The organism is Alteromonas sp. 5E99-2, from assembly GCF_017368475.1.
Lineage (GTDB): Bacteria > Pseudomonadota > Gammaproteobacteria > Enterobacterales > Alteromonadaceae > Alteromonas_F.
Genome location: NZ_JAFNJE010000005.1, coordinates 160,070 through 184,783 on the forward strand (window position 1 = coordinate 160,070; position 24,714 = coordinate 184,783).

23 protein-coding genes are annotated in these 24,714 nt (G+C 40.1%); 11 read left to right on the forward strand and 12 right to left on the reverse strand.

Annotated elements, in window-relative coordinates:
• Nucleotides 1-22: 22 nt before the first annotated feature.
• Both J3L16_RS07560 and gmhB read left to right on the forward strand, forming a co-directional pair.
• Nucleotides 23-1,111 (forward strand): enoyl-CoA hydratase/isomerase family protein, encoded by a 1,089-nt coding sequence (locus J3L16_RS07560; RefSeq protein ID WP_207612286.1) that lies wholly within the window; start codon nt 23-25, stop codon nt 1,109-1,111.
• Between the two features lie 6 nt (nt 1,112-1,117).
• Complete coding sequence (gene gmhB, locus J3L16_RS07565) at nt 1,118-1,678, forward strand: D-glycero-beta-D-manno-heptose 1,7-bisphosphate 7-phosphatase (RefSeq protein WP_207612287.1); 561 nt, start codon at nt 1,118-1,120, stop codon at nt 1,676-1,678.
• Here gmhB and J3L16_RS07570 read toward each other — a convergent pair.
• Nucleotides 1,675-3,192: a DUF3413 domain-containing protein gene (locus J3L16_RS07570; protein WP_207612288.1), complete on the reverse strand. Its 1,518-nt coding sequence runs from the start codon at nt 3,190-3,192 to the stop codon at nt 1,675-1,677. The genes gmhB and J3L16_RS07570 overlap by 4 nt on opposite strands.
• A gap of 16 nt (nt 3,193-3,208) precedes the next feature.
• Nucleotides 3,209-3,376, reverse strand: coding sequence for a DUF1414 domain-containing protein (locus tag J3L16_RS07575; RefSeq protein ID WP_207612289.1), 168 nt, complete (start codon nt 3,374-3,376; stop codon nt 3,209-3,211).
• A 194-nt stretch (nt 3,377-3,570) separates the two neighbouring features.
• Here J3L16_RS07575 and J3L16_RS07580 point away from each other — a divergent pair, with 194 nt between their 5' ends.
• From J3L16_RS07580 to J3L16_RS07590, 3 genes are read left to right on the forward strand one after another with little or no spacing between them, the layout of a single operon-like run.
• Nucleotides 3,571-4,605 carry a nucleoid-associated protein gene (locus J3L16_RS07580; RefSeq protein WP_207612290.1) on the forward strand — a complete coding sequence of 345 codons (1,035 nt, stop codon included), beginning with the start codon at nt 3,571-3,573 and terminating at the stop codon, nt 4,603-4,605.
• 8 nt (nt 4,606-4,613) lie between these two features.
• Nucleotides 4,614-5,483, forward strand: a complete 870-nt coding sequence (locus tag J3L16_RS07585) for a 6-carboxytetrahydropterin synthase (protein WP_207612291.1) — start codon at nt 4,614-4,616, stop codon at nt 5,481-5,483.
• Nucleotide 5,484: 1 nt separating this feature from the next.
• Nucleotides 5,485-6,333 carry a M23 family metallopeptidase gene (locus J3L16_RS07590; protein ID WP_207612292.1) on the forward strand — a complete coding sequence of 283 codons (849 nt, stop codon included), beginning with the start codon at nt 5,485-5,487 and terminating at the stop codon, nt 6,331-6,333.
• A 6-nt stretch (nt 6,334-6,339) separates the two neighbouring features.
• On the opposite strand, the gene J3L16_RS07595 is transcribed toward J3L16_RS07590, so the two are convergent.
• Nucleotides 6,340-6,612, reverse strand: coding sequence for a glutathione S-transferase N-terminal domain-containing protein (locus J3L16_RS07595; protein ID WP_207612293.1), 273 nt, complete (start codon nt 6,610-6,612; stop codon nt 6,340-6,342).
• Between the two features lie 405 nt (nt 6,613-7,017).
• Here J3L16_RS07595 and J3L16_RS07600 point away from each other — a divergent pair, with 405 nt between their 5' ends.
• The 5 genes from J3L16_RS07600 to J3L16_RS07620 all read left to right on the forward strand — a co-directional run bounded on the left by J3L16_RS07600 (nt 7,018) and on the right by J3L16_RS07620 (nt 12,111).
• A complete protein-coding gene (locus J3L16_RS07600; protein ID WP_207612294.1) occupies nt 7,018-10,143 on the forward strand; it encodes a S8 family serine peptidase in 3,126 nt (1,041 codons plus the stop codon).
• Between the two features lie 152 nt (nt 10,144-10,295).
• Nucleotides 10,296-10,784: a GNAT family protein gene (locus J3L16_RS07605; protein ID WP_207612295.1), complete on the forward strand. Its 489-nt coding sequence runs from the start codon at nt 10,296-10,298 to the stop codon at nt 10,782-10,784.
• A gap of 24 nt (nt 10,785-10,808) precedes the next feature.
• On the forward strand, nt 10,809-11,084 hold the full coding sequence (locus tag J3L16_RS07610; protein ID WP_207612296.1) for an antibiotic biosynthesis monooxygenase: 276 nt from the start codon (nt 10,809-10,811) through the stop codon (nt 11,082-11,084).
• Between the two features lie 38 nt (nt 11,085-11,122).
• Nucleotides 11,123-11,680 (forward strand): YbhB/YbcL family Raf kinase inhibitor-like protein, encoded by a 558-nt coding sequence (locus J3L16_RS07615; protein WP_207612297.1) that lies wholly within the window; start codon nt 11,123-11,125, stop codon nt 11,678-11,680.
• 44 nt (nt 11,681-11,724) lie between these two features.
• Nucleotides 11,725-12,111 (forward strand): tautomerase family protein, encoded by a 387-nt coding sequence (locus J3L16_RS07620; protein WP_207612298.1) that lies wholly within the window; start codon nt 11,725-11,727, stop codon nt 12,109-12,111.
• Between the two features lie 104 nt (nt 12,112-12,215).
• Here the strand turns inward: J3L16_RS07620 and J3L16_RS07625 are convergent, their stop codons facing one another.
• The 9 genes from J3L16_RS07625 to cmoA all read right to left on the reverse strand — a co-directional run bounded on the left by J3L16_RS07625 (nt 12,216) and on the right by cmoA (nt 23,587).
• Entirely contained in the window at nt 12,216-14,216 is a 2,001-nt protein-coding gene (locus J3L16_RS07625) for a methyl-accepting chemotaxis protein (RefSeq protein WP_207612299.1), read from the reverse strand.
• Nucleotides 14,217-14,414: 198 nt separating this feature from the next.
• Nucleotides 14,415-15,770 (reverse strand): MATE family efflux transporter, encoded by a 1,356-nt coding sequence (locus tag J3L16_RS07630; protein WP_207612300.1) that lies wholly within the window; start codon nt 15,768-15,770, stop codon nt 14,415-14,417.
• Nucleotides 15,767-16,981, reverse strand: coding sequence for a gephyrin-like molybdotransferase Glp (gene glp, locus J3L16_RS07635; protein ID WP_207612301.1), 1,215 nt, complete (start codon nt 16,979-16,981; stop codon nt 15,767-15,769). Before glp ends, J3L16_RS07630 begins: the two co-directional genes overlap by 4 nt.
• 69 nt (nt 16,982-17,050) lie before the next feature.
• A complete protein-coding gene (locus tag J3L16_RS07640; RefSeq protein WP_207612302.1) occupies nt 17,051-18,820 on the reverse strand; it encodes a sugar phosphorylase in 1,770 nt (589 codons plus the stop codon).
• A gap of 2 nt (nt 18,821-18,822) precedes the next feature.
• Nucleotides 18,823-20,046 carry a glycosyl transferase gene (locus tag J3L16_RS07645; protein ID WP_207612303.1) on the reverse strand — a complete coding sequence of 408 codons (1,224 nt, stop codon included), beginning with the start codon at nt 20,044-20,046 and terminating at the stop codon, nt 18,823-18,825.
• A gap of 12 nt (nt 20,047-20,058) precedes the next feature.
• A complete protein-coding gene (locus J3L16_RS07650) occupies nt 20,059-20,895 on the reverse strand; it encodes an HAD-IIB family hydrolase (RefSeq protein ID WP_242698727.1) in 837 nt (278 codons plus the stop codon).
• Entirely contained in the window at nt 20,892-21,788 is an 897-nt protein-coding gene (locus J3L16_RS07655; protein WP_207612305.1) for a kinase, read from the reverse strand. Before J3L16_RS07655 ends, J3L16_RS07650 begins: the two co-directional genes overlap by 4 nt.
• A gap of 96 nt (nt 21,789-21,884) precedes the next feature.
• Entirely contained in the window at nt 21,885-22,856 is a 972-nt protein-coding gene (cmoB, locus tag J3L16_RS07660) for a tRNA 5-methoxyuridine(34)/uridine 5-oxyacetic acid(34) synthase CmoB (RefSeq protein ID WP_207612306.1), read from the reverse strand.
• A gap of 2 nt (nt 22,857-22,858) precedes the next feature.
• On the reverse strand, nt 22,859-23,587 hold the full coding sequence (gene cmoA / locus J3L16_RS07665) for a carboxy-S-adenosyl-L-methionine synthase CmoA (RefSeq protein ID WP_207612307.1): 729 nt from the start codon (nt 23,585-23,587) through the stop codon (nt 22,859-22,861).
• A gap of 103 nt (nt 23,588-23,690) precedes the next feature.
• Between cmoA and add the strand changes: the two genes are divergently transcribed.
• Nucleotides 23,691-24,692, forward strand: coding sequence for an adenosine deaminase (gene add / locus J3L16_RS07670; protein WP_207612308.1), 1,002 nt, complete (start codon nt 23,691-23,693; stop codon nt 24,690-24,692).
• Nucleotides 24,693-24,714 lie beyond the last annotated feature (22 nt).

Consider the following 24,714-nt stretch of genomic DNA (forward strand, 5'->3'; position numbering starts at 1 on the left):
TCTAGATGCGTATTATAAGACAATGAATACAAATAATGTTTCCTCTACTTCCCTTATTATTAGCGATGTAGAGTTACATGATAATTGTGTAATGAAGCAAGTTACGCTGAATAGTCCAAGTTCCCACAATGCGCTAAATTTTGACATGGCCAAGGCGTTACTCTCTGAGCTTAAGCAATGGCAATATGAAGATTCTGTCTCTGTCATACTTATTTCTGGCGCAGGAGACAAGGCATTTTGTGCTGGTGGCGATGTCGTTGCTATGTATGATGATATGGTTAAGCAAGCTAAGGGAATGCCAAAAGGCGTAAGTGATTTCTTTACCCTTGAATATGAATTAGATTTATTTATTCATCAGTACTCAAAGCCCATTATTGCCTTTGGTGAAGGTTATGTTATGGGTGGGGGTTTAGGGCTATTTGCAGGCGCTAGCCACAAAATTGTGACACCTAACTCTCGATTAGCTATGCCCGAAATTAGCATCGGTTTGTACCCAGACGTTGGGGCAAGTTATTTTTTATCTCGGCTTCCTGATGGCGTCGGCTTATTTTTGGGGTTAACGGGGGCTCATTGCAATGCGTATGATGCAATGAACATTGGTCTAGCCTCAGCATTATTAGCCAATGGTTCGTTACCAGGTTTGATTAATGAGCTTGTGGCTGTTAGTAAAAATACACCTCTTACCGCTGATATCACTAGCAGTGTAATAAACGGCTTAAGTCTTCCTTACAAAAGTACTGAGTGTGTATTAGAACAGCACGCTGGCTTTTTCGAAAAAATAGGCAAAACCCAAAGCCTGCAGGCTGCATCTGCACTGATAAACAGCATTGACGCAACAACACCTTGGTTATACAAAGCAAAACAGTCATTTTTAGCAGGCTCGTCAATTAGTGCGCATTTGGTGTGGGAACAAATGCAAAGAGGCGTTACCATGAGCTTAGAAGAGTGTTTTGAAATGGAACTGTTGATGAGTACTCGATGTGCTGAAGTTGGAGAGTTTCAAGAAGGTGTAAGAGCGCGATTAATCGACAAAGATCATTCCCCTAAATGGCTTTACCCTGACATAGAAGCTGTACCTAAGTCGTTAATTGAACGCTTTTTCACAGAATAAAAATCAATGAATAAAAATAAAGCCCTTTTTTTAGACCGAGATGGTGTCATTAATCAGGATATTGCGTATCTGTATAAGCCTGAAGACTTCGTTTGGATCCCTGGTATTATAGCGCTGATGCAACGATTTCAAATGGCAGGATATAAGTTGATTATCGTTACCAATCAATCGGGAATTGGCCGAGGCTATTATTCAGAATCAGACTTCCATATTTTAAGTCATTGGATGAAAACATCGTTAGCAAAATCTAATGTTAACATTGATGCTATATATTATTGCCCTCATCATCCGACTGAAGCTAAAGGGCCTTACTTGAAAGAATGCGAATGCAGAAAGCCTTCGCCGGGCATGCTAACCACGGCCATAAATGAGCACAGTATAGATCCAGAACAAAGCGTATTAATTGGAGATAGTTGGCGTGATATTGAGGCTGCAGTAGCTGCGCAGGTTAAAACCAGTTACTACTTTACAGCTGATGTAAAAGAACAAAAGCGCCAACACATATTACAAAGTAATGGCGCTATTGTAGCGACGTCCCAGTTATCCAGTATCAAGCCACTGATTTAATGTGATTCAGAAAAGCGAGTTAAATGTTTAATGGCTTGGCTCAATAAACGAATGTTTAACCCTTCACTGCTACGTGTGTTGTCTTGTAAATTAATGATTTCATAATTACCGTTACTCATCACATCAATTTGCTGCATATTGTGAATTACGATGATCCTCTCACCACTGGTACTCACTATCCAATTATGCGCTGGATTGACTAAGTCTCGGCCTGTAGAGTAATTATCGATAGGCGATTGGCATCCTAATGCACTCAATATGGTAGGCGCTATATCTTCATTACTCGCATTACTACTGGCTATCTCTAAATTGGTATACAGTGTACTCGATGTTTGTTCTTTACCGTTTTTTGCTGAAACGACCATTACTATAGTGTCAGTCATAGACAGACTGGCAAGGGCGTCGGTAATCTCAGTTCCGGTCATATAACCAATATGAATGCCATTTTCAAACGATGAAAATGGCTTTTTATAATGGCTTATAGCTGGGTTTGAAACATCACCATCGTAACTTACTGATACCTGCATACCTTGCGCTTGAGGCAAAGCTAATAGCACAGGTTGCTTATTAATTAAGGTATCTGCATAAAACTCGGGAACACCGAATATTGAGGTTACCAAGTTGTTTTCAAACGATGAGGCTGTGCCAAAAAAATCAGATTTAAAACTAAGTTCAGATGGCAATTGAGATAAAACCGCGTTATCTGTTTGTACCAAGACTACCGCAGACAATGACTTGTTTATACCGCAATAAATAGGTTCAGAAGGGTATTTGATATTCGAAATATCATCGTTAAACTGTAAAGATTTTCGCTGCTTATACGTTTCTAAATCAAGCAAACCATAACGCGACATAGTTGTTTTTGCGGTAGCGGGGTAAGACAAAGGAAATAAGTTGTCTTGCTTTACAACGGGTTGATAGAGATGTGCATCTGCCCAGATGTGAATGCCGTGGCTGGCGATAAAACAGGTTAAGAAAAAGCTTGTAAAAGAAGGGCCAAATTTATAATTGGCTAACCTTTCCATACGTCGCCAAATAGAGTTGCTAATCACCAGCTGGCTTGTTAACCAAATCAATAAGAGGAGGCAAAGATAAACCCATTGCTGCCAACCAAATTCGACAATGCGTGTTTCAGTTTCACTACTGACTAATCGTGCAGCGTTAAAACTAATATGGAATCCTGTGCGGGTGTATAATAGCGCGTCAAATGTCAGCAATGACAACCCTAGTGCCGCAACAACAGAGCCTACTAATCGAATGGCTTTTTCATTGGTTACGAGATAACAGCAGGGTAAAACAAAAATAACAAAGCCAAAAAAGGTAATAAAGCTAATATGCCCCAACCAATTAGCAAGCATGAATGTATTCCCAAGCCAGCTACCTGGCGCAGGAGATGAAAATATATAAATGGATGCAATAACTAAGGCTAGGACAATATTCGCTAATGCAAACCAATGTCCCCAAGAAACCATTTTAGTTACTCGTTGGCGGCGTGGTGATTCACTTAAAATCAAAATTCAGACTTCTTTATTAACTTACGCTTTTGCGTAAAACATTGGAGAAGGTTTCAACCAGTTCGCGTTTGTGATCGCCGTGGACATTGTGGTTGAAAATATGACTTAATACATTACCCAAAGCGATAAGAGAAAGGTCTTTATCGGCATTGTGGTTTTCTAAAACGACGAGAATTTCATTCATGATCGTTTCTATTTCATTATTGTTAAAACGGCTTGTTTGCGGCATGAGAAAAGTGTTTACAAAGCAAATATTAATACGATTATAAGCCTTAGTTGTGACATAATACCAATTTGATTTAACTCTTTATGTGCATACGCACTGAAAAAGTGAGCATGTTGCTCTGTAAACATTCTAAAAAGGCCCATTACTAACTAATGAGTATGCTTGTACGAAACTTCATTGTTCATCAAATTGGTTTGGATAACGACGAAAAATTAGCCATGGCTGCAAGGGAAGATTGCTTAGTGCCTTCTCCCGCGCTTGAGTCTCTTTGCCATCAACTTAATCATGGGTTTAATACTAAACCGGGTAAGGGCATAGGCGGCTTCAGCAATGAAAAGCCAGAGTTTGAAACACTTTTGAGTTCAATGAATGACTCTTTTCACAGTTTCAGTGTATCAACCACGAAGTTGCTACTTGATGCCATGATAAATACCAATACCGTTGAAACTGGATTCGTAGTAATAACGCACTATGAATATTTAGCGACGGAATATTTAATGATTGCCTTGTTAAATACCAAATCTCATATTGAAGTGGATCAAGCCTTAGAGCTGTCTTCGAAAGAACATCTTGATATTGCCCGTATGCAATTGGCAGTAAAAATAGATTTAACTCAATATGCTACTCAACCCGAGTTAGATCGCCATGTTGCCTTTATAAAAGGAAAAATGGGAAGAAAAGTATCGGATTTCTTTTTCCATTTTATTGGGTGTGAAGAGCACATCGATGTTAAAGAACAAAACAAACGTTTAATCTCTTCGGTTGACGCTTATCTAGCGGAAGAGTCGTTAGACTCAAGTGAAAAAATGCAACATAGAGACAGTGTTCGTGAGTACATGAAGTCTAAAATAGACGATGGTGACGATGTTTCTGTGAAAGAGCTATCTACCCATTTACCTAGTGATCTTGCATCACAGCGAGACTTTACTAGCTATGTTGCGCAATTAGAAACCCCGGTAGAGCCGTCTTTCGCACCGGACCCTGCTGCAGTAAGGCAACTGGCAAAGTTCAGCGGTCAAGGTGGTGGTGTGAGTGTCGCTTTTGATAGGAAATTACTAGGCGAACGGGTTAAATATGACCCAGCCACTGATACATTAACTGTCACTGGTATTCCGCCAAACTTAAAAGATCAGCTGGTAAAAACACTGACTGCGCCTTCTTCACCTTCAGCGCCCGGTCAGGAGTAATAGAGACTATGCAACTTTTTGTAAATGATTTAACGGTAATGGACTTCTCTTACCTTTGTCCTAAACGAGGAATGGTAGGCGAAAGCTGGATTGTTGATGTGGTACTTGATGGTGCTCTTAACGATGAAAGTATGATTGAAGATTTTTCTTTGGTAAAAAAGAATCTAAAACGCTTAATCGACGGTTATGTCGATCATAAATTGCTAGTTCCAGTTGAATACAAAGATACCCATTTACGCCGTGATGACAATGACCGAGTCGAAGTAGTCTTTAACACTGAAAACAAGCAGACCTTCGCTTTGTTTTGTCCAGATGACGCATATGCCTTTATTTATTCAGATAGCATTACCATGGCGTCTGTAGGCGCGTATTTAAAAGAAGTCATTGCCACTCATTTGCCTGAGAATGTCAATGGTTTACACCTTTCGCTGCGTAATGAAGTGATTAATACGCCTTATTACCACTATACCCATGGTCTTAAAAAGCACGATGGAAATTGTCAGCGTATTGCTCATGGTCACCGTTCAAAGATTGATATTTACCGAAATGGAGCTCATTGCGAGCAAAGTGAAAAGCAGTGGGCACAGCGGTGGCAAGATATCTATGTAGCATCACAAGACGACGCACTGCCGCCTTCGTCTTTAACCATGCAATTTGCAGTACCTGAATCAGACTATGTTTGTTTTGCCTATGAAGCTTCTCAAGGTTGGTTTGAAATAGTATTGCCAGCGAGTGCCTGTGAAGTCATTTCTACAGATTCTACAGTGGAGTGTTTGGCGCAATTTATTTATGAACAGCAATGCGAGCAATACCCAGATGATCAATTTCGCGTTGTCGCCTACGAAGGGGTGGGTAAAGGTGCAATGGTAGGTAATTAACATGACTAAATTGATACCCGTATTGATATTTTTTATCACTGCTTGTAGCCATGCTTTCGCAAGCGAAATTCAAAGTGGTGAAGCCATTCGAGGCCAATCCATACAAGGCAGCTTGTTACGAGGAAAAGTAGAGGCGGGCTCTAGTATTAGTCATGATGGAAAATCTATCCCCGTATCAAAGGACGGAGATTTTGTTTTTGGTTTTTCAAGAGATACGACCAAAGCTGTTACCTTAGTGGTGGTAAAAGATAACAAAGAAACCTTGATTAGGTTAACACCTGAGGTTAGAGAATACCGTATTCAGCGTATTGATGGGCTAGAACAAAGTAAAGTCACCCCACCTGTTTCTGTAAGCGAAAGAATAAGAAACGATGCTGTCATTGTTCGCAAAGCGCGATCTGAAGTCTCCAGTTTAAACGGTTTTAAGCAAGAGTTTATTTGGCCTTCTGTTGGGCCAATCAGTGGTGTTTATGGTAGTCAAAGAGTACTTAATGGAAAACCTAGTTGGCCTCATTTCGGGGTTGATGTTGCGGCACCTACTGGAACTCCTGTGGTCGCTCCAGCAGAAGGCAAGGTCACTTTAGCTCATGCTGATTTATATTACTCTGGAGGAACCATCATTATTGACCATGGAATGGGAGTCTTTTCCACATTTTTACATTTAAGCAAGTTAAGTGTTTCTGTGGGAGATGTTATCAAACAAGGTGATAAAATTGGCGAAATCGGAGAAACAGGAAGAGCCACTGGGCCACATTTAGACTGGCGTATTAATTGGCGAAATGTCAGGTTAGATCCAGCATTGCTAGTTCCAGCAAGAGAGGGCTTAGATTACACTTCGAACAGCGAGTAGCATTCACTATCCATTTTTTAATTTGCTTTTAAAATAGTTAATAATATCGGTTGATTCATATAACCACTGCACGGTATTTTCACTTTCTATTCTTAAACAGGGAACTTGCTTTTTCCCTCCACCAGCTATTAGCTCTTGTGCGTATTGAGGATGAATTAAGATATCTTTTTGAGATACTTTAATTCCTTTACGCCAAAGGAAAAAACGCACCTTTATACAAAACATACATGCACTAAAGTGATATAAAGTAAGTCCTTGAACCTCTAACTCCTTACTCATTAAGGTTATTTCCTCTTTATGTGTTTATAAGTGAATTCTAATTATAGCGTCTATCAACAGACAGAACAGGGTAAGTATACCATGCAGTGGTAATTGCTAGGGATAACTAGGTATTTAAAAACATAATCTAGGAATATTAGGTGAGGGCTAAGCTGTATTAGTTAGCTGCGATACTTTTGTAATAGACGAGAAATGAAATTAGCGCAGTGTTAACGCAGCAATCCGGAGAATAACATCATGAAGTACGCTCGCATACACAATTACATAAGTATCTTAATAATTACTCTTTCATGTACTATCTCGCTAAAGGCACACAGCTCAGAAACAAAGATCCCTTCTAATAAAGTGATAGAAAAAGATAAGGCCGAATTTAAAAAACAATTTTTACACTCTAACTTTGTTCCTGTGATTATAAAGATCAAACAAGACGTTTCAAAAGGCAGTGAAAAAAGCCAAAGGTTTGTTTCATCAGATACAGCCGTTGAAAATATACAGGCGTCAAAGACAAAAATCATGTCTGACCCTTTAATGGTCGATGCGAAGGGAGTTAAGTATTTTAAAACCATTCCCTATATGGCAATGACCATTGATAATTCTATGCTTAATAAAATGGCTGAAAATGATTTGGTAGAATCAATTCAAATAGATCATTTAAATGAAGTGAGCCTGAATAATACGACATCTTTTATACAAGCAGATAGTGTGTGGGCACAAGGCTTTACCGGTGAAGGGCAAACTGTGGCTATTATTGATACTGGTGTAGATAATACCCATGATTTTTTCTCGGGAAAAATTGTATCAGAAGCGTGTTTTTCTTCTAACATTTCTTCGTTCGATGCAACGTCTATGTGTGCAGGTGGCGTGACGGTAGATACTGGCGTAGACTCAGGACGTCATTGTTCTGTAAATGGTTGTGATCATGGAACTCATGTTGCCGGTATCGCTGCAGGAATAGGAAGTTCGATTTCTGGGGTTGCAAAAGGCGCAGACATCATCGCTATTCAAGTTTTTTCTCGATTGGAAGGTTTTACTTATTGTGGGCGTTCAGGTGCATGTGCATTAGCTTTTGATTCAGATATTATTGAAGGCCTAGAGCGAGTGTATGAACTTAGGAATTCCTATGATATCGCTGCAGTAAATTTGAGCTTAGGCTATGGTAACTATGATTCTGCGGAGGAGTGTGATGCGAGTAATGGAGCATATTTAGCTGCGATTTCAAACCTAAATGAAGCGGGTATTGCCGTGGTTGCCGCTTCTGGAAATAATAGTTACTCTAACGGGCTTAATTCCCCTGCGTGTCTTTCCGGGGTGATTAGTGTTGGTGCGGTCAATACTAGCAATAATGTTCAATCCTTTAGTAACTCTGCTTCTTATCTTGATTTTCTTGCTCCTGGCGCTGGAACGGTTTCATCTACCCCAAACAACAACTTTGGAACAAAGCAAGGAACGTCTATGGCGTCGCCTCATCTCGCTGGCGCAGTGGCGCTGTTGAAATCATCTGTTCCGAATGAAAGCTTAGACAATATTCTCAACGCTCTTTCAGATACGGGAACTATAGTGTCTTCTAAAGGACACAGTGTTCCCAGCATTAACGTAAATGAGGCATACAAGCAACTTAGTGGTTTTGACTCATCAGAAGGTGCTCATGATGTTTCTATTGTCGTGAGCGCAGACAATGAAGAGGCTGTTTATTTCAATGGTGTTTTGATGGGGAGCAGCACCAACTGGTCTGAAAGCCGGACTTATGTTGCTGATTTAGCACCAGGTAATAATGTGTTTGCAATTCATGCTACAGATGTGGATGGTATCGCTGCATTAATTGCTGAACTTAATATTCAAGGGCTTATTGAGGTAAGTGGTACGCATTGGAAAATCTCCACTACGGAAGAATCAGGATGGCAAGACGCGAGCTTTGATGACAGTGGTTGGGATTTTGCAACTAGTTATGGTCAATATGGTGTTGAGCCTTGGTTATCGAGAGTCAACGGGGTAGATGATGATTCAAACGCTCAGTGGATATGGTCGTCAGATAACTTAAACCACAACGAAGTGTTTTTTAGATTGGTAATTGAAAATGGGGCTGAGTTGGAATTACCAAGCCCGGAAATCATTAATTCAGAATTGGCAACCGGTGAAGCGAACCTTCCATATAGCGAAATACTCTCTGCGGAGGACGGGGAAGGGCCTTATCGTTGGAGCTTAGTGAATGGCGCTTTGCCTGAAGGCTTAGTGTTGGATGCTTCAGGTGAAATAACCGGAACCCCGATAAAAGAAGAGGTTGCCGTGTTTGAGGTGCAAGTTGCTGACAGTAATGACCAAATTGATGTTGCTGAATTTACCATTGTAGTGGAAGCACCGAATACAGTTTTAATTAGCGCAGATCTCGTAATTAGTGTCGACAATAAAGAAGAGGTGTACTTTAACGGCGTATTATTAGGAGCCGATGATACATGGTCCGAGGCTAGCCATTATGCATTGAATTTAGTACCAGGAACGAATGTTCTGGCGGTTAAAGCTGAAGATGAAAGCGGCGTAGCCGCACTAATCGCGCAGCTTAATGTACAAGGTGAAACTATCATAAGTGATGACCAATGGAAGCTATCTACTGTAGAAGAGCAGGGGTGGAATGAAGGTGGTTTTGACGACAGTGATTGGCGTTTTGCAACTAGCTACGGAGAATATGGCGTAGCGCCTTGGCTGTCTAGAGTTGATGGGCTAGCTTCTAATTCACAAGCGCATTGGATTTGGTCATCAGACAACAATAATCACGATGAAGTGTATTTTAGATTGGTAATAGAAAATGGCGTTGTACCAGACTCAATTGCACCTAATATAGCAACACAAGATTTGCCCAGTGGTGAAGTAAATGTTTCTTACAGTGAAACTCTTGTCGTAGACGAGGGGACTGCACCGTTTAGTTGGAGCATCATTTCCGGCAATTTACCTGAAGGTCTTGAATTAAACGAATTAGGTGAGATTGAGGGTGTTCCTCAAATTGAGGAAACAAGCGTGTTTGAAGTGCAAGTTACTGATGCAAATAATGACATGGACTCTCGCGTATTTACCCTTGATATTGCTAAATCAAATGAAATAGTGGCCACTGCTGAGCTAACCATTAGTGTTGATAACAAAGAACAGGTCTATTTTAACGGCGTATTGATAGGTACTGATGACGACTGGTTTGAAAGTAGTCAGTATACACTTGAGCTATTAGCGGGGGAAAATGTACTGGCTGTTAGTGCGCAAGATGAAGGTGGCGTTGCGGCTCTAATTGCACAACTCAATATACAAGGGCAAATAGAAACCAGTGGAAGCCATTGGCGTGTCTCTAACCAAGGGCAAGCAGGTTGGACAGAAGCTAACTTTGATGACAGCGACTGGGATTTTGCCACAAGTTACGGACAATACGGTGTCGAGCCTTGGCTGTCACGAGTCAATGGATTTGACGAAAATTCAAATGCACAGTGGATATGGACGTTTGACAATGAAAACGATAACGACGTGTATTTTAGGCTAATAATAAATATGTAAAACAAACTGCTTAGTAGTTCTAAATTTGTATTCGTTGATGCTAACCCTATGAAAGTAAAAAGGTTGATAATCATCGAATATGAATTTAGAGTCAATTATCATAATTAACGTCGCCGAAATGACTTATCTACTTCAAAGGGAAATAACAAGTAATGGTTTCACTGAGAGATTTTGACGACGAAGATATACCTATATTGGTAAAGATTCTAAACAATACGGCTGTTACACAATACCTATCGAGCAAAATACCAACTCCCTATACGGAACAAGACGCTAGCTGGTGGGTTAACGAGGGAAGTAAAGGAGATTTAATTAAAGGAATTTTGTATAACGGTGAGCTGGTTGGCTGCATCGGTGTAAATCGAGGTCTGTTTGAATACAGTAAATCTGGAGAATTAGGCTACTGGTTGGCAGCTGATTATTGGAGAAAAGGCATTGCGACTGAAGCCATTTCTCAGCTACTGGACTATACATTTGAACATACAGAAATAGTACGTGTTTTTGCGTCTGTGTTTTCAGCGAATACTGGGTCCATGCAACTACTATTGAAACAAGGGTTTAAGCAAGAAGCCGTATTGGAAAAAGGCATTTTTAAAGATGGCGAGTTTTATAACAATCATATATTTGCAAAATTAAAATAGAGAATAAATTGGAATAAATCAGCTATGGTCACACTTAAAGGGTTTATCCTAGTTCCTATTGAGGATTTTGAAATTGTCAAAGACGCCTTAGTGCTTCATAAAGCGTTAACACGTCAAGAAATAGGCTGTGAGAAATTTGAAGTTGTACAAGATTCAGCTAACCCGTATAAATTTAGTGTTCATGAGGAATTTATTGATCAAGCAGCCTTTGAACATCATCAAAAAAGGGTAAAATTGTCTCATTGGGGCAGTGTGACGAAAAATGTAGAAAGACATTATCAGATTTCAAATATCCCTTAAATATGTGATTTTCAATTTTGACTAACAGGAGTACGCCAATGAATAATTTACTTAAAACCTGTGTGTTATGCGGTTCGTTTACTCTTTTAAGTGCAAGTACTCTTGCTGATACGTTTTCTTTAAAAAGTGCCGATATATCTCAAGGTGAATTTATGAGTAAAGCTCAAGAATTCCAAGGCTTTGGGTGTAGTGGTGATAACCTATCTCCACAATTATCATGGACGGATGCTCCCGAGGGAACAAAGGCATTTGCCGTTATCGCATTTGATCCAGATGCACCCACAGGAAGTGGCTGGTGGCATTGGCAGTTGGTTAATATTCCCGCTGATACCACAATGTTGCCCACCGGAGCGGGTAGTGCTGACAACAGTCTTATTCCTAAGGGAAGTGTACAAATTAGCAATGATTATGGAACTGCGGCTTTTGGCGGAGCATGTCCGTCCGAAGGCCATGGTGTACATCGATATCAATTTACCATTCATGCATTATCGAAAAAATTAGACCTGCCAAATGGCCCTTCAGGTGCGTTAGTAGGGTATTTGATTAATGCCCACTCTTTAGCGTCAAGTACTATAGAATCGCTTTATGAACGCTAGGTAAGGGATTAGCACCTAAATAATGTAAAATAGACAGGAAGAACATGATTGTTATTTATGGAATAGATACCCACCTTAATGGTATTAAAGCAAGGTTGTCTGATGTTATTCATGAAACTATGGGGCGTGTTTTGGGGATGCCAGAAGACAAACGTGCTCACCGCTTTATTGCTCTAGATAAATCAGATTTTTATTACCCCGGCGGGCGCACAAACGCATACACTGTAATAGAAATTAACTTAATGAAAGGCCGCCAGCCCGATACTCAAAAAAGGTTAATCAAAACACTTTTCATTGAAATAGAACGACAACTCGATATTGCTCCCATAGACATAGAAATCACCATTAAAGAACAAGAAACCTACCAATGGGGTTTTCGAGGTATGACAGGTGATGAAGTCGCAGATTTAACTTATAAGGTGAATGTCTAAATGCAAAAGTGAAACACCTTTTGCGTTTAGACAATTGTATTGCAATACTCATTTTGGGAGCGAAAACAAACAGGGGAGGCTCCCAAGTGAGCTTGAACAAGATGCTATGCTATTTTGAATTGCTTAAGAAAATCTTCTAGTTCCTTAGATAATTCGGATAATGTCTTGGCTTGCTCAGAACTATTTTGGGACACGTTAACATTTTCATTTATAACCTTGTCTACTTCAACTACGGCATCACTGATTTGAGAAACGCCGATGGATTGTTCTTCACTTGCTTGTGCAATATTATTAATCAATTTTGCAGTATCAGATATTTTTTCAAAAATATCTGATAAAACGAGATTGGTTTCAGTTACAACACTTCTACCAATAACTGTTTTTTCAGAAGAGGTATCAACCAGTTTTTTAGTCTCGGAAGCTGCATTTGTGCTTCTTGCAGCTAAATTTCTTACTTCATCGGCTACAACTGCAAACCCTCTTCCATTTGTACCTGCTCTTGCTGCTTCTATTGCAGCATTGAGTGCAAGTAAGTTGGTTTGAGCAGCTATTTCATCGATTGTATTAACGAAACCTGAAATACTTTTACCTGCATTATCAATATCCTCCATAGCTGATATTAGCAGTGACATTTTTTGCTTTCCCTGTTCTGCTGAAAGTTGAGCATCGTTTGCTAACTCACTAGCGCCTATTGCGGTCTCTAAATTTTCATTCGTCTGACATGTTAATGTTTCTAGCGATGTTGATATTTGTGTCACGGATGCAGCTTGATTTACCGTGCCAATATCAAGAGCATGGCTATGCTCAAGTACCTTATTGCTACCTAAATTTATTTCGTCGCTAGATTTACGGACTTTACTTATAATGCCATTTAAATTTTTGGACATGGTTTGTAAAGCTGTCCCTAGGGTATCTTTGTTTGATGCCAATTTGATAGTTTGAGTTAAATCGCCTTTTGATATGCTACTGGCTAATCGCGTTTTTTCTTTTAATTCGCTTACCATCTGTTTTATGGCGAAAAATAAGCTATCAGAATTTTTTGAAACGCTATCTAATTTAATATCTAGGTTACCCTCAGCAACTGTTTTTGTGATTTTTATAACTTCAGAGAGTTCCCCTCCCATCTGAGTTAAAATAGATTTTGTAATAAATATTGATACGAAAAATCCAAAAAACACCGACACTACAGATATAAAGATAATAACGGTAAGAGAACTCTTGTTTTTGGCAACCAATGCTGGGCCAAGTGTATCTTGAGTTTTCTTTATATCTAATTTTACTAGTTCAATTTTATCGGCAACATCAGGTCCAATCTGGTCAAGAGTATTATTAATAATGTCGTTTCGTTTATTAATAACGTTTACAACGCTGTTGAATGAATTGGAATAGGTATCGACATCTAAGGTAACTGATGATAGTAATTGGCGCCTTTCGGGATTTTGAAGCTCATTGTCCAATTTACTTAAATTTTGTTTTAATTGCTGCAGTTCTGCATTAACACGAAGGGAATCTTGTTCGTTGTTTGTATTTAGAAATTTTCCTGCGTATAACCTTACCAATAGTAAGTTACGAATTGACAAAGACGCTTGATATGCAGCATTAACATCATTGTCTTCTTTTGTGGAATATAAAATTGCAGTAAGATTTTTTTCTATCGTAGGTCCCACTTTATCCATTTTGTTAGTGACTAATTCATGGCGCTGTGCAATTAGCCCTACAATGTCTTCAAACGCCTTTTTGTAAGTTTTTAAACTAGTATCGACTTTTTCAATAATTACAGCTCGATGAGGTGCATTAATTTCCTTTAGCTCTTCTGCTAATAAATTTTGGGTTTCATCCCAATATTTTTTAAATTGCAGTTTATCTTTTTCGCTATTGGTAATTAAAAAATCTTTTACATTCATTCGCACCATCAGCATTGATGATTGAAGTTGTCCTGAAAGGTTTGAGTCTCTTGCCATTTCCCGGTATTCAGAAAATTCATCCGTGGCTCGCTGGAGAGACAAATACGCAATCGAGCTGATGGCTAAAAGGAGAATAAGGACAAAACTAAAACCGATAGATAGCTGATGAGCTAATCTTATTTGCGAAAATTTGGAGAACATGATTGAGCCTACATTTAACTTATGATTGTGTAATGATAATAAGAATGAGAATAAATCTTTTTATAATTTGGTTGGTATAAATAAAAAGTATAGTTAACAAGGCGTCGTTTGAAATTGATTTACTAAAAAATGAGTTTAATTGCCTGTTTGTATCGATATTTAGCATTTTAATCTAGTGTTACGATGCTGGGTGTGCAATTAATGAACAGGAGGTGAAAGTGCTTTACGTTGGGTGTGATGAAGCCTAAACCCTAGCATTACAGCAGCACTGCTTAAACCTGCAATAAACCCAATCCAAAAGCCACTTGCGGCCAAAGGTTCAGAGGTTAACCAGCTTGTTTTCGCAAGCACAATACCAATAGGCAAGCCGATAAGCCAATACGAAATAAAGGTAATCACAAACATTGCGGTTGTATCTTTGTACCCCCTTAAAGAGTTGGCTGATATTGCTTGTATTGCATCTGAAAATTGAAATACAGCGCCTAATATCAACAATGACGCGGCTAAGCTTAACACCGCTGGATCTTCAGTGTAGGCATGAGTAATAAAGTGCCTTCCAAAAACTGTGATAAGGGCAGTGAGTAATGCAACGGTTATTCCTATGAGTAAGGCCGATTGTGCTGCATGTTTTGCTGCTAAGTGATCTCCTTGTCCTAACCTGTAGCTAATGCGTATTGCTACTGCCATTCCTAGGCTTAATGGAAACATGAAAAACATCGCTGATATATTTAATGCAATTTGATGAGCTGCAACAGAAACAGTACCCAATGGGGCCAGTAAAATGGCAACCAAGGCAAACAAGCTGACTTCAAACAATAGGGTAAGGGCGATGGGAAAACCTAAGGTAAAGCTGGAAAACATGGTGGCTAAATGGGGGCGATGCCATTGTTGAAACAAAGCAAACGGTTTGAGTTTTTTTGCATTTAACACATACATTAAATTGGCTAAAAGCATACCGTAAAAAACGGCACAAGTGGCTAAACCACAACCTGAACCTCCCATTTCAGGCAATCCAAATTTGCCGTATATTAGAATGTAATTGGCAAGAATATTAATACACAAACCAATAAGTGTGATCATCATTGTTGGCTTAGTTAAGCCCAAACCTTCAGCATAATTTCTTAACCACTGATAAAGGGCAAAACCAGGTAGCGACAAATAAAGATAGAACACGTATTGGGAAGTAATCGGCCTCAATTCCTCAGACATAGGAACCAGTGCGATGAGTGACTCTAAAAAAGGCAAAGTGCAGAAGAAAACGAGCATGACAGAAAAAAGCACATAACCCACCTGTTGAGTAGCGTTTGCTATGTCTTTGTCCTTTTTAGCACCTTGTAATCTCGATATGATAGGGGGAAGAGCCAGTGCCAACCCTTGAATAAAAATTTGAGCTGGGTGCACAAAACTAAAACCCACAGCTACGCCTGCCATATCTGTGGCGTTATATTGACCGGCCATTATGGTGTCGCTCACACCCATAAATATCTGTGTGAGTTGAGCTATTAGCAAAGGCCAAGCTAAAGCGACTAAGGCTTTGGCCTCAGTGCGGATCATGTTAGCGAGAAGGGCTGAATATCAACACTTGCACCACTACTAAGAGACTCAGATTCAATAGGAATAATCACATAACAATTTGCGTTAGTCAGAGAGGTCATTACTGACGAGCCTTGTTTTTTCAATAATGATACTTCTAATTGGCCATTTTCATTTTGACGGTAAACACCCCGTGCAAATTCTTTTCTACCAGCTCTGCGCTTAAATGGCGAGGTGAGGGTCGCTTTTAGAGTGAGTGGCTTTGAATTGATAGCTTGATTTTTGAGTACACCAAGTAAGGGAGTAACGATTTGATCAAAAGTGACAAATGCCGATACAGGGTTACCGGGTAAGCCACAAAAGTAACAGTGACCAAATTGACCAAACGCAAAAGGCTTACCGGGTTTGATGGCGACTTTCCATAAATGCAAGCTGCCTAACGATGACAATGCGGGTTTAACCCAATCGGCATCTCCTACGGACACACCACCACTGGATATCACCATGTCATGGGTTTGCGACAGAGAGGTAAAGACATTCACAATGGTGTCTTTGTCGTCTTTTACTAAGCCGGCGTCGGTTACGTCACAACCTAAGGCTTCAAGTTTGGCGGCAAGTCCGCCTCTATGGCTTTCAAATATTTGGTGATCGCCGCGCTCTGTGCCAGGCTCTGCAAGTTCATCACCTGTGGCAATAACGGCTACTTTGGGTTTTTTATAAACCTCGATATTTGCCAAGCCGATAGATGACATCAGCATAATGTCTTGGGGTAATATCTGATGACCAATAGCAACCAGTTCATCCCCTAATGCGATATCTCCTGACTTAGGACGAATATTCTCTCCGAGTACTGGAGGTTGAGTAAATTCAATTGAATCCTCTGTACGAATAACGTTTTCTTGCATGACAACGGTATCGGCTCCGGAAGGCATGGGAGCTCCCGTCATTATTCTTGCACACTGATTGTCGGTAACAGTTTGGTGTTCTTTACTGCCTGCGTAGATAGTTTGCGATACTTGCCTTGTATTACTGCTTTCATTACCGCTAAGCTTAATCGCATACCCATCCATTGCTGAGTTATTCCAAGGTGGAACATCAACAGGGGACACTATGGATTTTGCAATGATGCGTCCATGGGCCTGAACTAATGAAATCGTTTCAGTTTTTACTATGGGTTGGATATGTGATGACGCTTGTTCAATCGCGTCTTCTAAAGAAAGCCAAGCAGACAAAGATAAATACCTTATTGAAAAAATAATAGCGTTTGTCGCATTATGCTCCAAACGCTATTAAATCGCCAATTAAAGTATATCGGCAATCTCGTTTTTGTTACTTAACCATACTGTTTGATAAGGCGCTAATTTCAACAAGTTTGTGTGAGTGCAAACAGGAAGTTGAGTAATTAAATCAACCCAATCATCGGTGACGATTAAGTTAATGTCTGACAAGGTGAGTTCGTAATCCTTATCGGTGACATTACTAATACAGAAGATACTTTGGCTTCTGTCGATACTCTGACGCCAAAAACCAAATAACTTATAGTCTAAGCGCAATGTGAACTGAGTTGCATTAGGATGAAATGCGGGTTGTGCTTTTCTCACTCGGATTAACTGAGACAAACGGGTCAGCACTTTGTGGTGATGAGAATGAGGAGAATCTAAATTCTCTGCAAGTTCATCGAAATCCCAACGCCTACGGTTAATTGAACGATTTTGACCTGTATTTTCTACCCGCTCTAAATCATTGGGGGTACCAATCAAGCTGTGAATATAAATACCCGGAATACCCTCTAAACCCAGCATAATGGCATGAGCACAGATAAACCTGTCGATTTGCCATTTATCGCGCCCTTCAACTGTACCGGACATAGCATCAAATAGCGTAATATTGATTTCATAAGGCTTCTTCGTTCCAATGTCGGAAGTACGCCATGACACTTTACCACCGTATGAAGCCATTGCCTCAACTAGCTGAGATAACTCATTGTCGTCTAACAAACCTTCCACAGGACGTAAACCAATACCGTCATGAGACGCAATAAAGTTAAAATAGGTTGTGCCATTTCTAGCAGGAGGCATGGTCATCATCCAACTGCCTAAATGCTTACTACAGCCTGTTAATAACGTATTGACCAACAGTGGAGGTAACGAAAAGTTATAAATGGCGTGGGCTTCGTTCGCATTACCAAAATACGTTAGGTTTTCGCGGTTTGGAATATTTGTTTCTGTGATAATGATAACGTTTGGATCAACGTGTTCAATTAAGGTGCGGAACATACGAATAACTTCGTGCGTTTGCGGTAAGTTAATGCAGTTTGTACCTAGAATTTTCCATAAAAACGCGACGGCATCTAAACGAAATAGTTTAGCACCGTGATCTAAGTATTCTCGAATAATTGACGTGAATGCAATCAGTACATTAGGGTTTCTAAAATCGAAATCTACTTGGTCGTGGCTAAAGGTACACCATACATGCTGGGTGCCGTTTGCCGTTTCTGTTTCCCTAAGCAGTGGTGAAGTACGAGGCCGAGTCACACCGCTAACATCATCATCGGGCGAAGCAGTAAAGAAAAAGTCTTTACCAATGCCTTCTTGCTTAATGAAGTTATCAAACCAAACACTGCGAGACGAGCAGTGGTTAATGACTAAATCGAACATCAGCCCATAATCTTCGGCGAGATCTTCTATGTCTTTCCAATCACCTAATGATTCATTCACAGAAGAGTAATCGATGACCGAAAACCCATCATCCGAACTGTAAGGAAAAAACGGTAAAATATGCACCTTGTTTATTGTATTCCTACAATAGGTCTTCACAAATTTTTGCAGCGTTTTTAATGGCGGTTGGTTTTCTTGTAATACACTATCACCATAAGTGATCATGATGATGTCTTCTTCATCCCAGTAATTACAAAAAGGTGAGCGCACTTTTACATCGTCGTCGCTGTGCAATCTCATCACGTCTAACAAGGAATCTGCCAGCGCTTGGTGAGATAGCGGTAAATCAACATCAGCGTAAATTAAATCCAGATGATGTTTAACTTTTTCTTTTAAAAAGGAATATGTAGACATTACTACCCCATAAATTCTTTTGTATCTTCTTCTACTGCGTCTTTAATGCGCTCTAATACGTCTGGCATTGCACTGGTGACACGGTTCCAACTTGGTATAAACGGTGTTTCCATCGGATTATCTAAGAAGCTCTGACCTGCTTTCATTATATTGCTAGCAAACATTTCCACCGCTTTTTCTTCTGAATGGATATCTAATGTCAGACCATTCATAACCGCATCGTTGTGATAGGTTTCAATGAAATCTAATGCAATGCGAAAATAGGTGGCTTTAATGGTTCTAAAGGTTTCAGTATTAAAGGTTGTGCCTTGAGTTGCCAGTTTTCGAATTAATGCCTTAGTGATATCAATAGACATTTTCGACAAACCACCTTGATCATTGTTGAACGACAAATCTTGATGTTTGTGATCATAGGTTTCAGCAATATCGGCCTGACATAAACGGTTATTAGAATAGTTTCTATGCATCTCAGATAACACGCCAATTTCTAGTCCCCAGTCACTGGGAATGCGAATGTCATTCAGTACGTCTTGGCGGAAAGAGAACTCGCCAGCTAGCGGGTAACGGAAACTATCCATAAACTCTAAGTATTCACTGTTTCCAACAGTTGCTTTTAATGCGCGAATAAGTGGTGTAACAAGTAAACGAGAAACTCGACCATTAATTTTTCCATTGGCAACTCGAGCATAAAATCCTTTGCAGAATTCATAGTTAAATTGGGGGTGCGCAACAGGGTAAATTAAGCGGGCGAGCAGTTCTCTGTCATAAGTGAGAATATCACAATCGTGCAGAGCAACGGACTCGGAACGGTTTGATGCAAGGGTGTAGCCCATACAGTACCAAACGTTTCGGCCTTTACCTAATTCTTTAGGTGCCAAGCCTAAGTCTTTTAGTTCTTTATCAATAGCTTGTAAACGGGGACCTTCATTCCATAAAATTCTGTGATGCTGAGGCAAACGTGAGAAAAAATCCAATGCATAACGGTATTGATCTTCGTTTGCTCGGTCTAACCCAATAACAATTTCGTTGAGGTAGGGAACGTCTTTAATATGGTCTAGAATATTGCTTAAGGCTGGGCCTTCAAGTTCTGAAAACAACGAAGGCAAAATTAACGCCATCGGGCGTTTTTGCGAAAAACGAACTAAGTCTGCTTCAAGTGCCTCTAATGGTCGATTGGCCAAATTATGAAGAGTAGTTACCAGACCATTTTGATGAAAATCAGCCATGTTTGTGTCCTATTATGAAAAAGTAAATAATGTAGAAAGTGTTTCAGACCATCCTTCTGGCCCAACTTTTGTACTTGTTATTATCTCGCCCTTTGCGTTAGGGATATCAGGTGGTGGTTTTACATGAGTACGTATGCGAATACCTATGTCAGCTTCTTGTAGCATAGCGATATCATTTCCGCTGTCGCCCAAGGCAATTTTTCGTGGTGAAGCCGGTAAGTTAAATTGAGATTTAACAATATCAGTTAACCAATTCATCGCCATGCCTTTATTTACGTTACCGCACACATGAATAAAGCGGCCGCCTTCTAAAATAGTCGCACCTCTTATTTTTAAGCCAGAGATAAAATCGGCTTTTTCCTCGTCATTTCCGGTAAATAATACAGGTTCTCCGTATTGACGTTGCGATGATAACTTTGCATCGTCTAACGCTAATCCTGTAGCATCAGCAATGTCATCTAATGACATTTTACTAAAGCCGACGTATTTTCCATTAAAACGCTTTGACATGCCTTCAACGAGTTGTAACCAGTGAGAACGGGACGATGAAAACGATTTACACCAATAGCCATCTGACCATAAAGCGCCTGCAGGTTTTTTTGGTAAAAAACCGTGGGGTATATACACAGCAGCGCCGTTTTCGACAATAAAAGGGCCTGTTAAATTATGTTTTTTGCGTAACGAGAGTAACTCTGCAAAGGTTTTACTTGTGTTAGGAATAACAGGGATCCCATTGACTTGGAGCTTTTCTAATAGTGCTTTAGCGGGGTCAATTGAATAAGTGTCGTGGTCAAGTAAGGTTCCATCCATGTCAGTATAAATAATCGACTCTGGTGCTATTGTGCTCAAAGGCATTCTCCATTTGCTAACGTGCAGCTCACTATTTCTCGTGATTGGCCCAGTTCATATACCCAGTGACTTCGGGCTGGCATCACCTTTAATGCATGCTCCGTTAGCCGTTTGAAATAAGCAATAAAGTCGATGACTTGAGCAGGCGACATTACACTATTACTTGAGTTGTCGGTTTGTTTTGCACGGAGTTTCTGCTCTTGTTCTTCACGCCAAGTTGCAACTTGCTCAAACGAAGGCGCTTTAAGCATAACCCATTCATTAACAAGTCCATAGAGGGGTTCGTAAGAATCTTTTAAGTTTTTATTAACGTACTTTCGCCAAATGCCTTTGTCGTCGTTATTTCTCTCTAAATCATTCACTGGCTCTGTTAATTTATCGTCATCTTGACTTGGAATTCCCCAACACCATCCTTCAAGAATAAACACGTCTACTGGCATACTTATAACTGGCCATTTGTTTCGAGGTTCAGGGTTGTCGGTGGATTTATCGAATCTTGGAATTTTTAATGGTGTAAGTGTGTTTGGCTGGTTTATATGTAGTAGTACCTGTTCAAGCAGTTGGGTATCGTGAGTACCGGGAACACCTCTTGTTTGGAGTAGAGGATGGACAGTCTTAGCTAAATTACCACGTTGCTGTTGTGACAAGTAAAAGTCATCTAATGAGCAGACCACTACATTTAACTTAAAATGGTTTTTTAATTCATGGCATACATAATCAGCTAGGGTGGATTTACCAGAACCTTGGCAACCTTGTATGCCGAGAATAAATGGCTCATTTGCACCTTTTTGGTGCTCACCAATTTTGTTCACTAATGGCGTGAACCATTTTTGTGCGGATTGCTTGTAGCTCTCAGGCAGTTTATGTGCTTTCAAGAACGCGTCTATTGACATTGATCACCTGTTATTACTTAGATTTACACTCAGTATAGTAAAAATAAATAACAACTATCATGCCAATATACGGGTTTATATAAAACGAGTTTGGTATTAGCCTTTTTTATTGGCAATAATCACTGCGCGTTTGGGAGCAGGGTAGCCTTCAATGGTTTTACTGTGATCTTCGGGATCTAAGAAATCCACCAATGATTGCGTGTCCATCCAAGATGTTGCCCTTTGTTCTTCTATAGAAGTAATGCTTTCGTCAACACAGCGACAATTTACGAAGCCTAGTCGCTCTAACCAAAATAATAATGCTTTGGTGCTAGGGAAAAACCAAACATTGCGCATTTGGGCATAGCGGTCTGACGCAAGTAATACAGTATTTTCATCACCGTCAACCACAAGGGTTTCTAATACGAGTTCGCCACCCGGCTTTAGTTGATTAAACACTTGAGTTAAAAAGGTTAATGCGTCTTTGCGATGATAAAGCACACCCATGGTAAATACGGTGTCGAAGGCATTTAATTTCGGCATGTCTTCAATACCAACGGGAAGTAGGTGTATAGGTTTATCTTGAATGAAGTGCTTAATCGCCTGAAATTGAATTAAGAAAAGCTGCGTGGGGTCGATACCCACTACGGTTTTAGCGCCAGCGCCTAACATGCGCCACATGTGGTAACCACTACCACATCCAATATCTAATACGGTTTTGTTTTCTAAGCTAGCAATATGCTCGGATAACCGGTCCCATTTCCAATCTGAACGCCACTCAGTGTCGATATGTATTCCATGAATGGAAAAAGGGCCTTTACGCCAAGGCATAAACTGGCGTAGCAAACCTTCAATTTGCTTTTGTGTATAGGCTTCAATATCAGCCGCTGTTCCAGCGGTAACTGAGTCTTTTAAATCAACTGTGCTGGGTTGGGTTTGGGGAAGTTTGGAAAGTAATTTAACCCACTTTGCGAAGTCGCCGTGTTTTTTGTCTTTTTCCCATTGACTCAGCTGGGCGGGTAAGGTTTCTAGCCAAGGCTCTAACTCAGTACCTATTAATTCTTTATAGCAATCACTAAACCATTTCATTGTTACTTTACCGCCAATAATGAGACAAAATTATAATGCTGATACCACACAGTGACCTGGCTAAACCCTGCACTCAGTAGACGCTCTTCATGGGTTTTTAATGTATCGGTTAGCATGACATTTTCTAATGCAGCTCTTTTTTGTGCAATTTCCAATTCGCTATAGCCATTGTCTCGTTTGTAGTCGTGATGTAATTCAATAAGCAACTGGTTACTTAACTCTGAGCTTGATTGAATTTTTTCAGACAACATAAAGACACCTCCAGAGTTCAATCCCGCAGCAATATTATTGACCAATGTTTGTCTTTTTTCTCGAGGAATGAACTGAAGAACAAAGTTCATACACACCAAAGAGGCATTAGTTATCGATAAGTTGTTTGCATCGGCATTGAGTACATTAATAGCGTTGGGTAGGGCATATTGCGCAACGATACGCTTACAGCGGTCTACCATAGCTTGGGCCGTGTCTATTGCGGTAATTTCACAATGATTAGCGGGCAATGCTCTGCTAATAGATAAACTGGTAGCACCTAAAGAACAGCCAATATCGTATACCTTAGATTGCTTGGTGACAAAACGCTGCGCTATACGTCCAGCAGCACGAATGATATCGGCATAACCAGGAACTGAACGATTGATCATATCGGGAAAAACATCGGCTACGGCTTCATCAAAGTTAAAATCTTCAACTTTAGGTGAGGCATTAGCAAAAATGGTGTCTTTTTGGGTCACGTTCCGATACTCGCATTCAACAATCAAAAAAAATAAGTGCGTAAGTTTACCTTAAAACACAGTATTTGGTATATTTGCGCTTTGATTGATCTTGGTTTTTTTCATGTTAAATGCGTCCTTGCCCCTTACTGAACTTCATCGACACCTCGATGGGAATATTCGGCCAAATACAATTTGGGAATTATCTCAAAAAAATGGCCTTGCAATTGGCGCTAAATCCCCAAAAGACGTTGCTGATTTAGTGTATATCAAAGACAAAACCAGCGATTTACTCGCCTTTCTAGAAAAGTTAGATACGGGGATTGGGATGTTGGCCACCTTGGATGATTGTCGGCGAGTAGCCTATGAAAATGTAGAAGATGCCTTTAATGAAGGCCTTGATTATGTGGAATTGCGCTTTTCACCTTTATATATGGCCAGAACCCACAATTTGCCTACAGTTGATGTGGTCGACGCGGTGATTGACGGTATCAATCAAGGTACAAAAAACTTTCCCGTGCGTTGCCAGCTTATTGGTATATTAAGCCGTACATTTGGCGTGCAATCTTGCGCAAAAGAGTTGGCAGCATTACTTAGTCATAAAGACAGTCTTTGTGGGTTAGATTTAGCAGGAGATGAACTTAATTTTCCTGCTGAACAGTTTAGAGCTTTATTTGCCCAAGCTCGAGATGTGGGATGGAATATTACGGTACACGCAGGAGAAGCCGCTGGGCCAGAAAGTATTTGGGATGCCATTAATTTATTAGGGGCTCAGCGCATTGGGCATGGCGTTGCGGCCATTCGCGACAATAAGCTAATGGACTATTTAGCAAAGCACCATATTGGTATTGAAGCCTGCCCAACGTCAAATTTTCAAACAGGTACGGTAGAAAATACCGCTCAACATCCGCTCAAAACGTTTTTATCAAGGGGAATTGCCGTCACCTTAAGTACAGATGATCCGGGTGTATCGGCAATCGACATTCAACATGAATACAAAGTCGCAGCTGAAGTTATTGGATTAAACAAAAAGGCGTTGTCACAAATCCAAATTAATGGAGTAGAACAAAGCTTTACAACAGAAGACGAAAAGCGCGCACTGTATGCACTAGCGCGCGCTAGATAACAGGATTCAATTTACGTAATAT

Bases quoted from the DNA above. Each gene is read 5' to 3' on its own strand.
- J3L16_RS07560 (WP_207612286.1), top strand. From the start codon at position 23: ATGAATACAAATAATGTTTCCTCTACTTCCCTTATTATTAGCGATGTA.
- gmhB (WP_207612287.1), top strand. From the start codon at position 1,118: ATGAATAAAAATAAAGCCCTTTTTTTAGACCGAGATGGTGTCATTAAT.
- J3L16_RS07575 (WP_207612289.1), bottom strand. From the start codon at position 3,376: ATGAATGAAATTCTCGTCGTTTTAGAAAACCACAATGCCGATAAAGAC.
- J3L16_RS07580 (WP_207612290.1), top strand. From the start codon at position 3,571: ATGAGTATGCTTGTACGAAACTTCATTGTTCATCAAATTGGTTTGGAT.
- J3L16_RS07585 (WP_207612291.1), top strand. From the start codon at position 4,614: ATGCAACTTTTTGTAAATGATTTAACGGTAATGGACTTCTCTTACCTT.
- J3L16_RS07590 (WP_207612292.1), top strand. From the start codon at position 5,485: ATGACTAAATTGATACCCGTATTGATATTTTTTATCACTGCTTGTAGC.
- J3L16_RS07595 (WP_207612293.1), bottom strand. From the start codon at position 6,612: ATGAGTAAGGAGTTAGAGGTTCAAGGACTTACTTTATATCACTTTAGT.
- J3L16_RS07605 (WP_207612295.1), top strand. From the start codon at position 10,296: ATGGTTTCACTGAGAGATTTTGACGACGAAGATATACCTATATTGGTA.
- J3L16_RS07610 (WP_207612296.1), top strand. From the start codon at position 10,809: ATGGTCACACTTAAAGGGTTTATCCTAGTTCCTATTGAGGATTTTGAA.
- J3L16_RS07615 (WP_207612297.1), top strand. From the start codon at position 11,123: ATGAATAATTTACTTAAAACCTGTGTGTTATGCGGTTCGTTTACTCTT.
- J3L16_RS07620 (WP_207612298.1), top strand. From the start codon at position 11,725: ATGATTGTTATTTATGGAATAGATACCCACCTTAATGGTATTAAAGCA.
- J3L16_RS07625 (WP_207612299.1), bottom strand. From the start codon at position 14,216: ATGTTCTCCAAATTTTCGCAAATAAGATTAGCTCATCAGCTATCTATC.
- J3L16_RS07630 (WP_207612300.1), bottom strand. From the start codon at position 15,770: ATGATCCGCACTGAGGCCAAAGCCTTAGTCGCTTTAGCTTGGCCTTTG.
- J3L16_RS07640 (WP_207612302.1), bottom strand. From the start codon at position 18,820: ATGTCTACATATTCCTTTTTAAAAGAAAAAGTTAAACATCATCTGGAT.
- J3L16_RS07645 (WP_207612303.1), bottom strand. From the start codon at position 20,046: ATGGCTGATTTTCATCAAAATGGTCTGGTAACTACTCTTCATAATTTG.
- J3L16_RS07655 (WP_207612305.1), bottom strand. From the start codon at position 21,788: ATGTCAATAGACGCGTTCTTGAAAGCACATAAACTGCCTGAGAGCTAC.
- cmoB (WP_207612306.1), bottom strand. From the start codon at position 22,856: ATGAAATGGTTTAGTGATTGCTATAAAGAATTAATAGGTACTGAGTTA.
- add (WP_207612308.1), top strand. From the start codon at position 23,691: ATGTTAAATGCGTCCTTGCCCCTTACTGAACTTCATCGACACCTCGAT.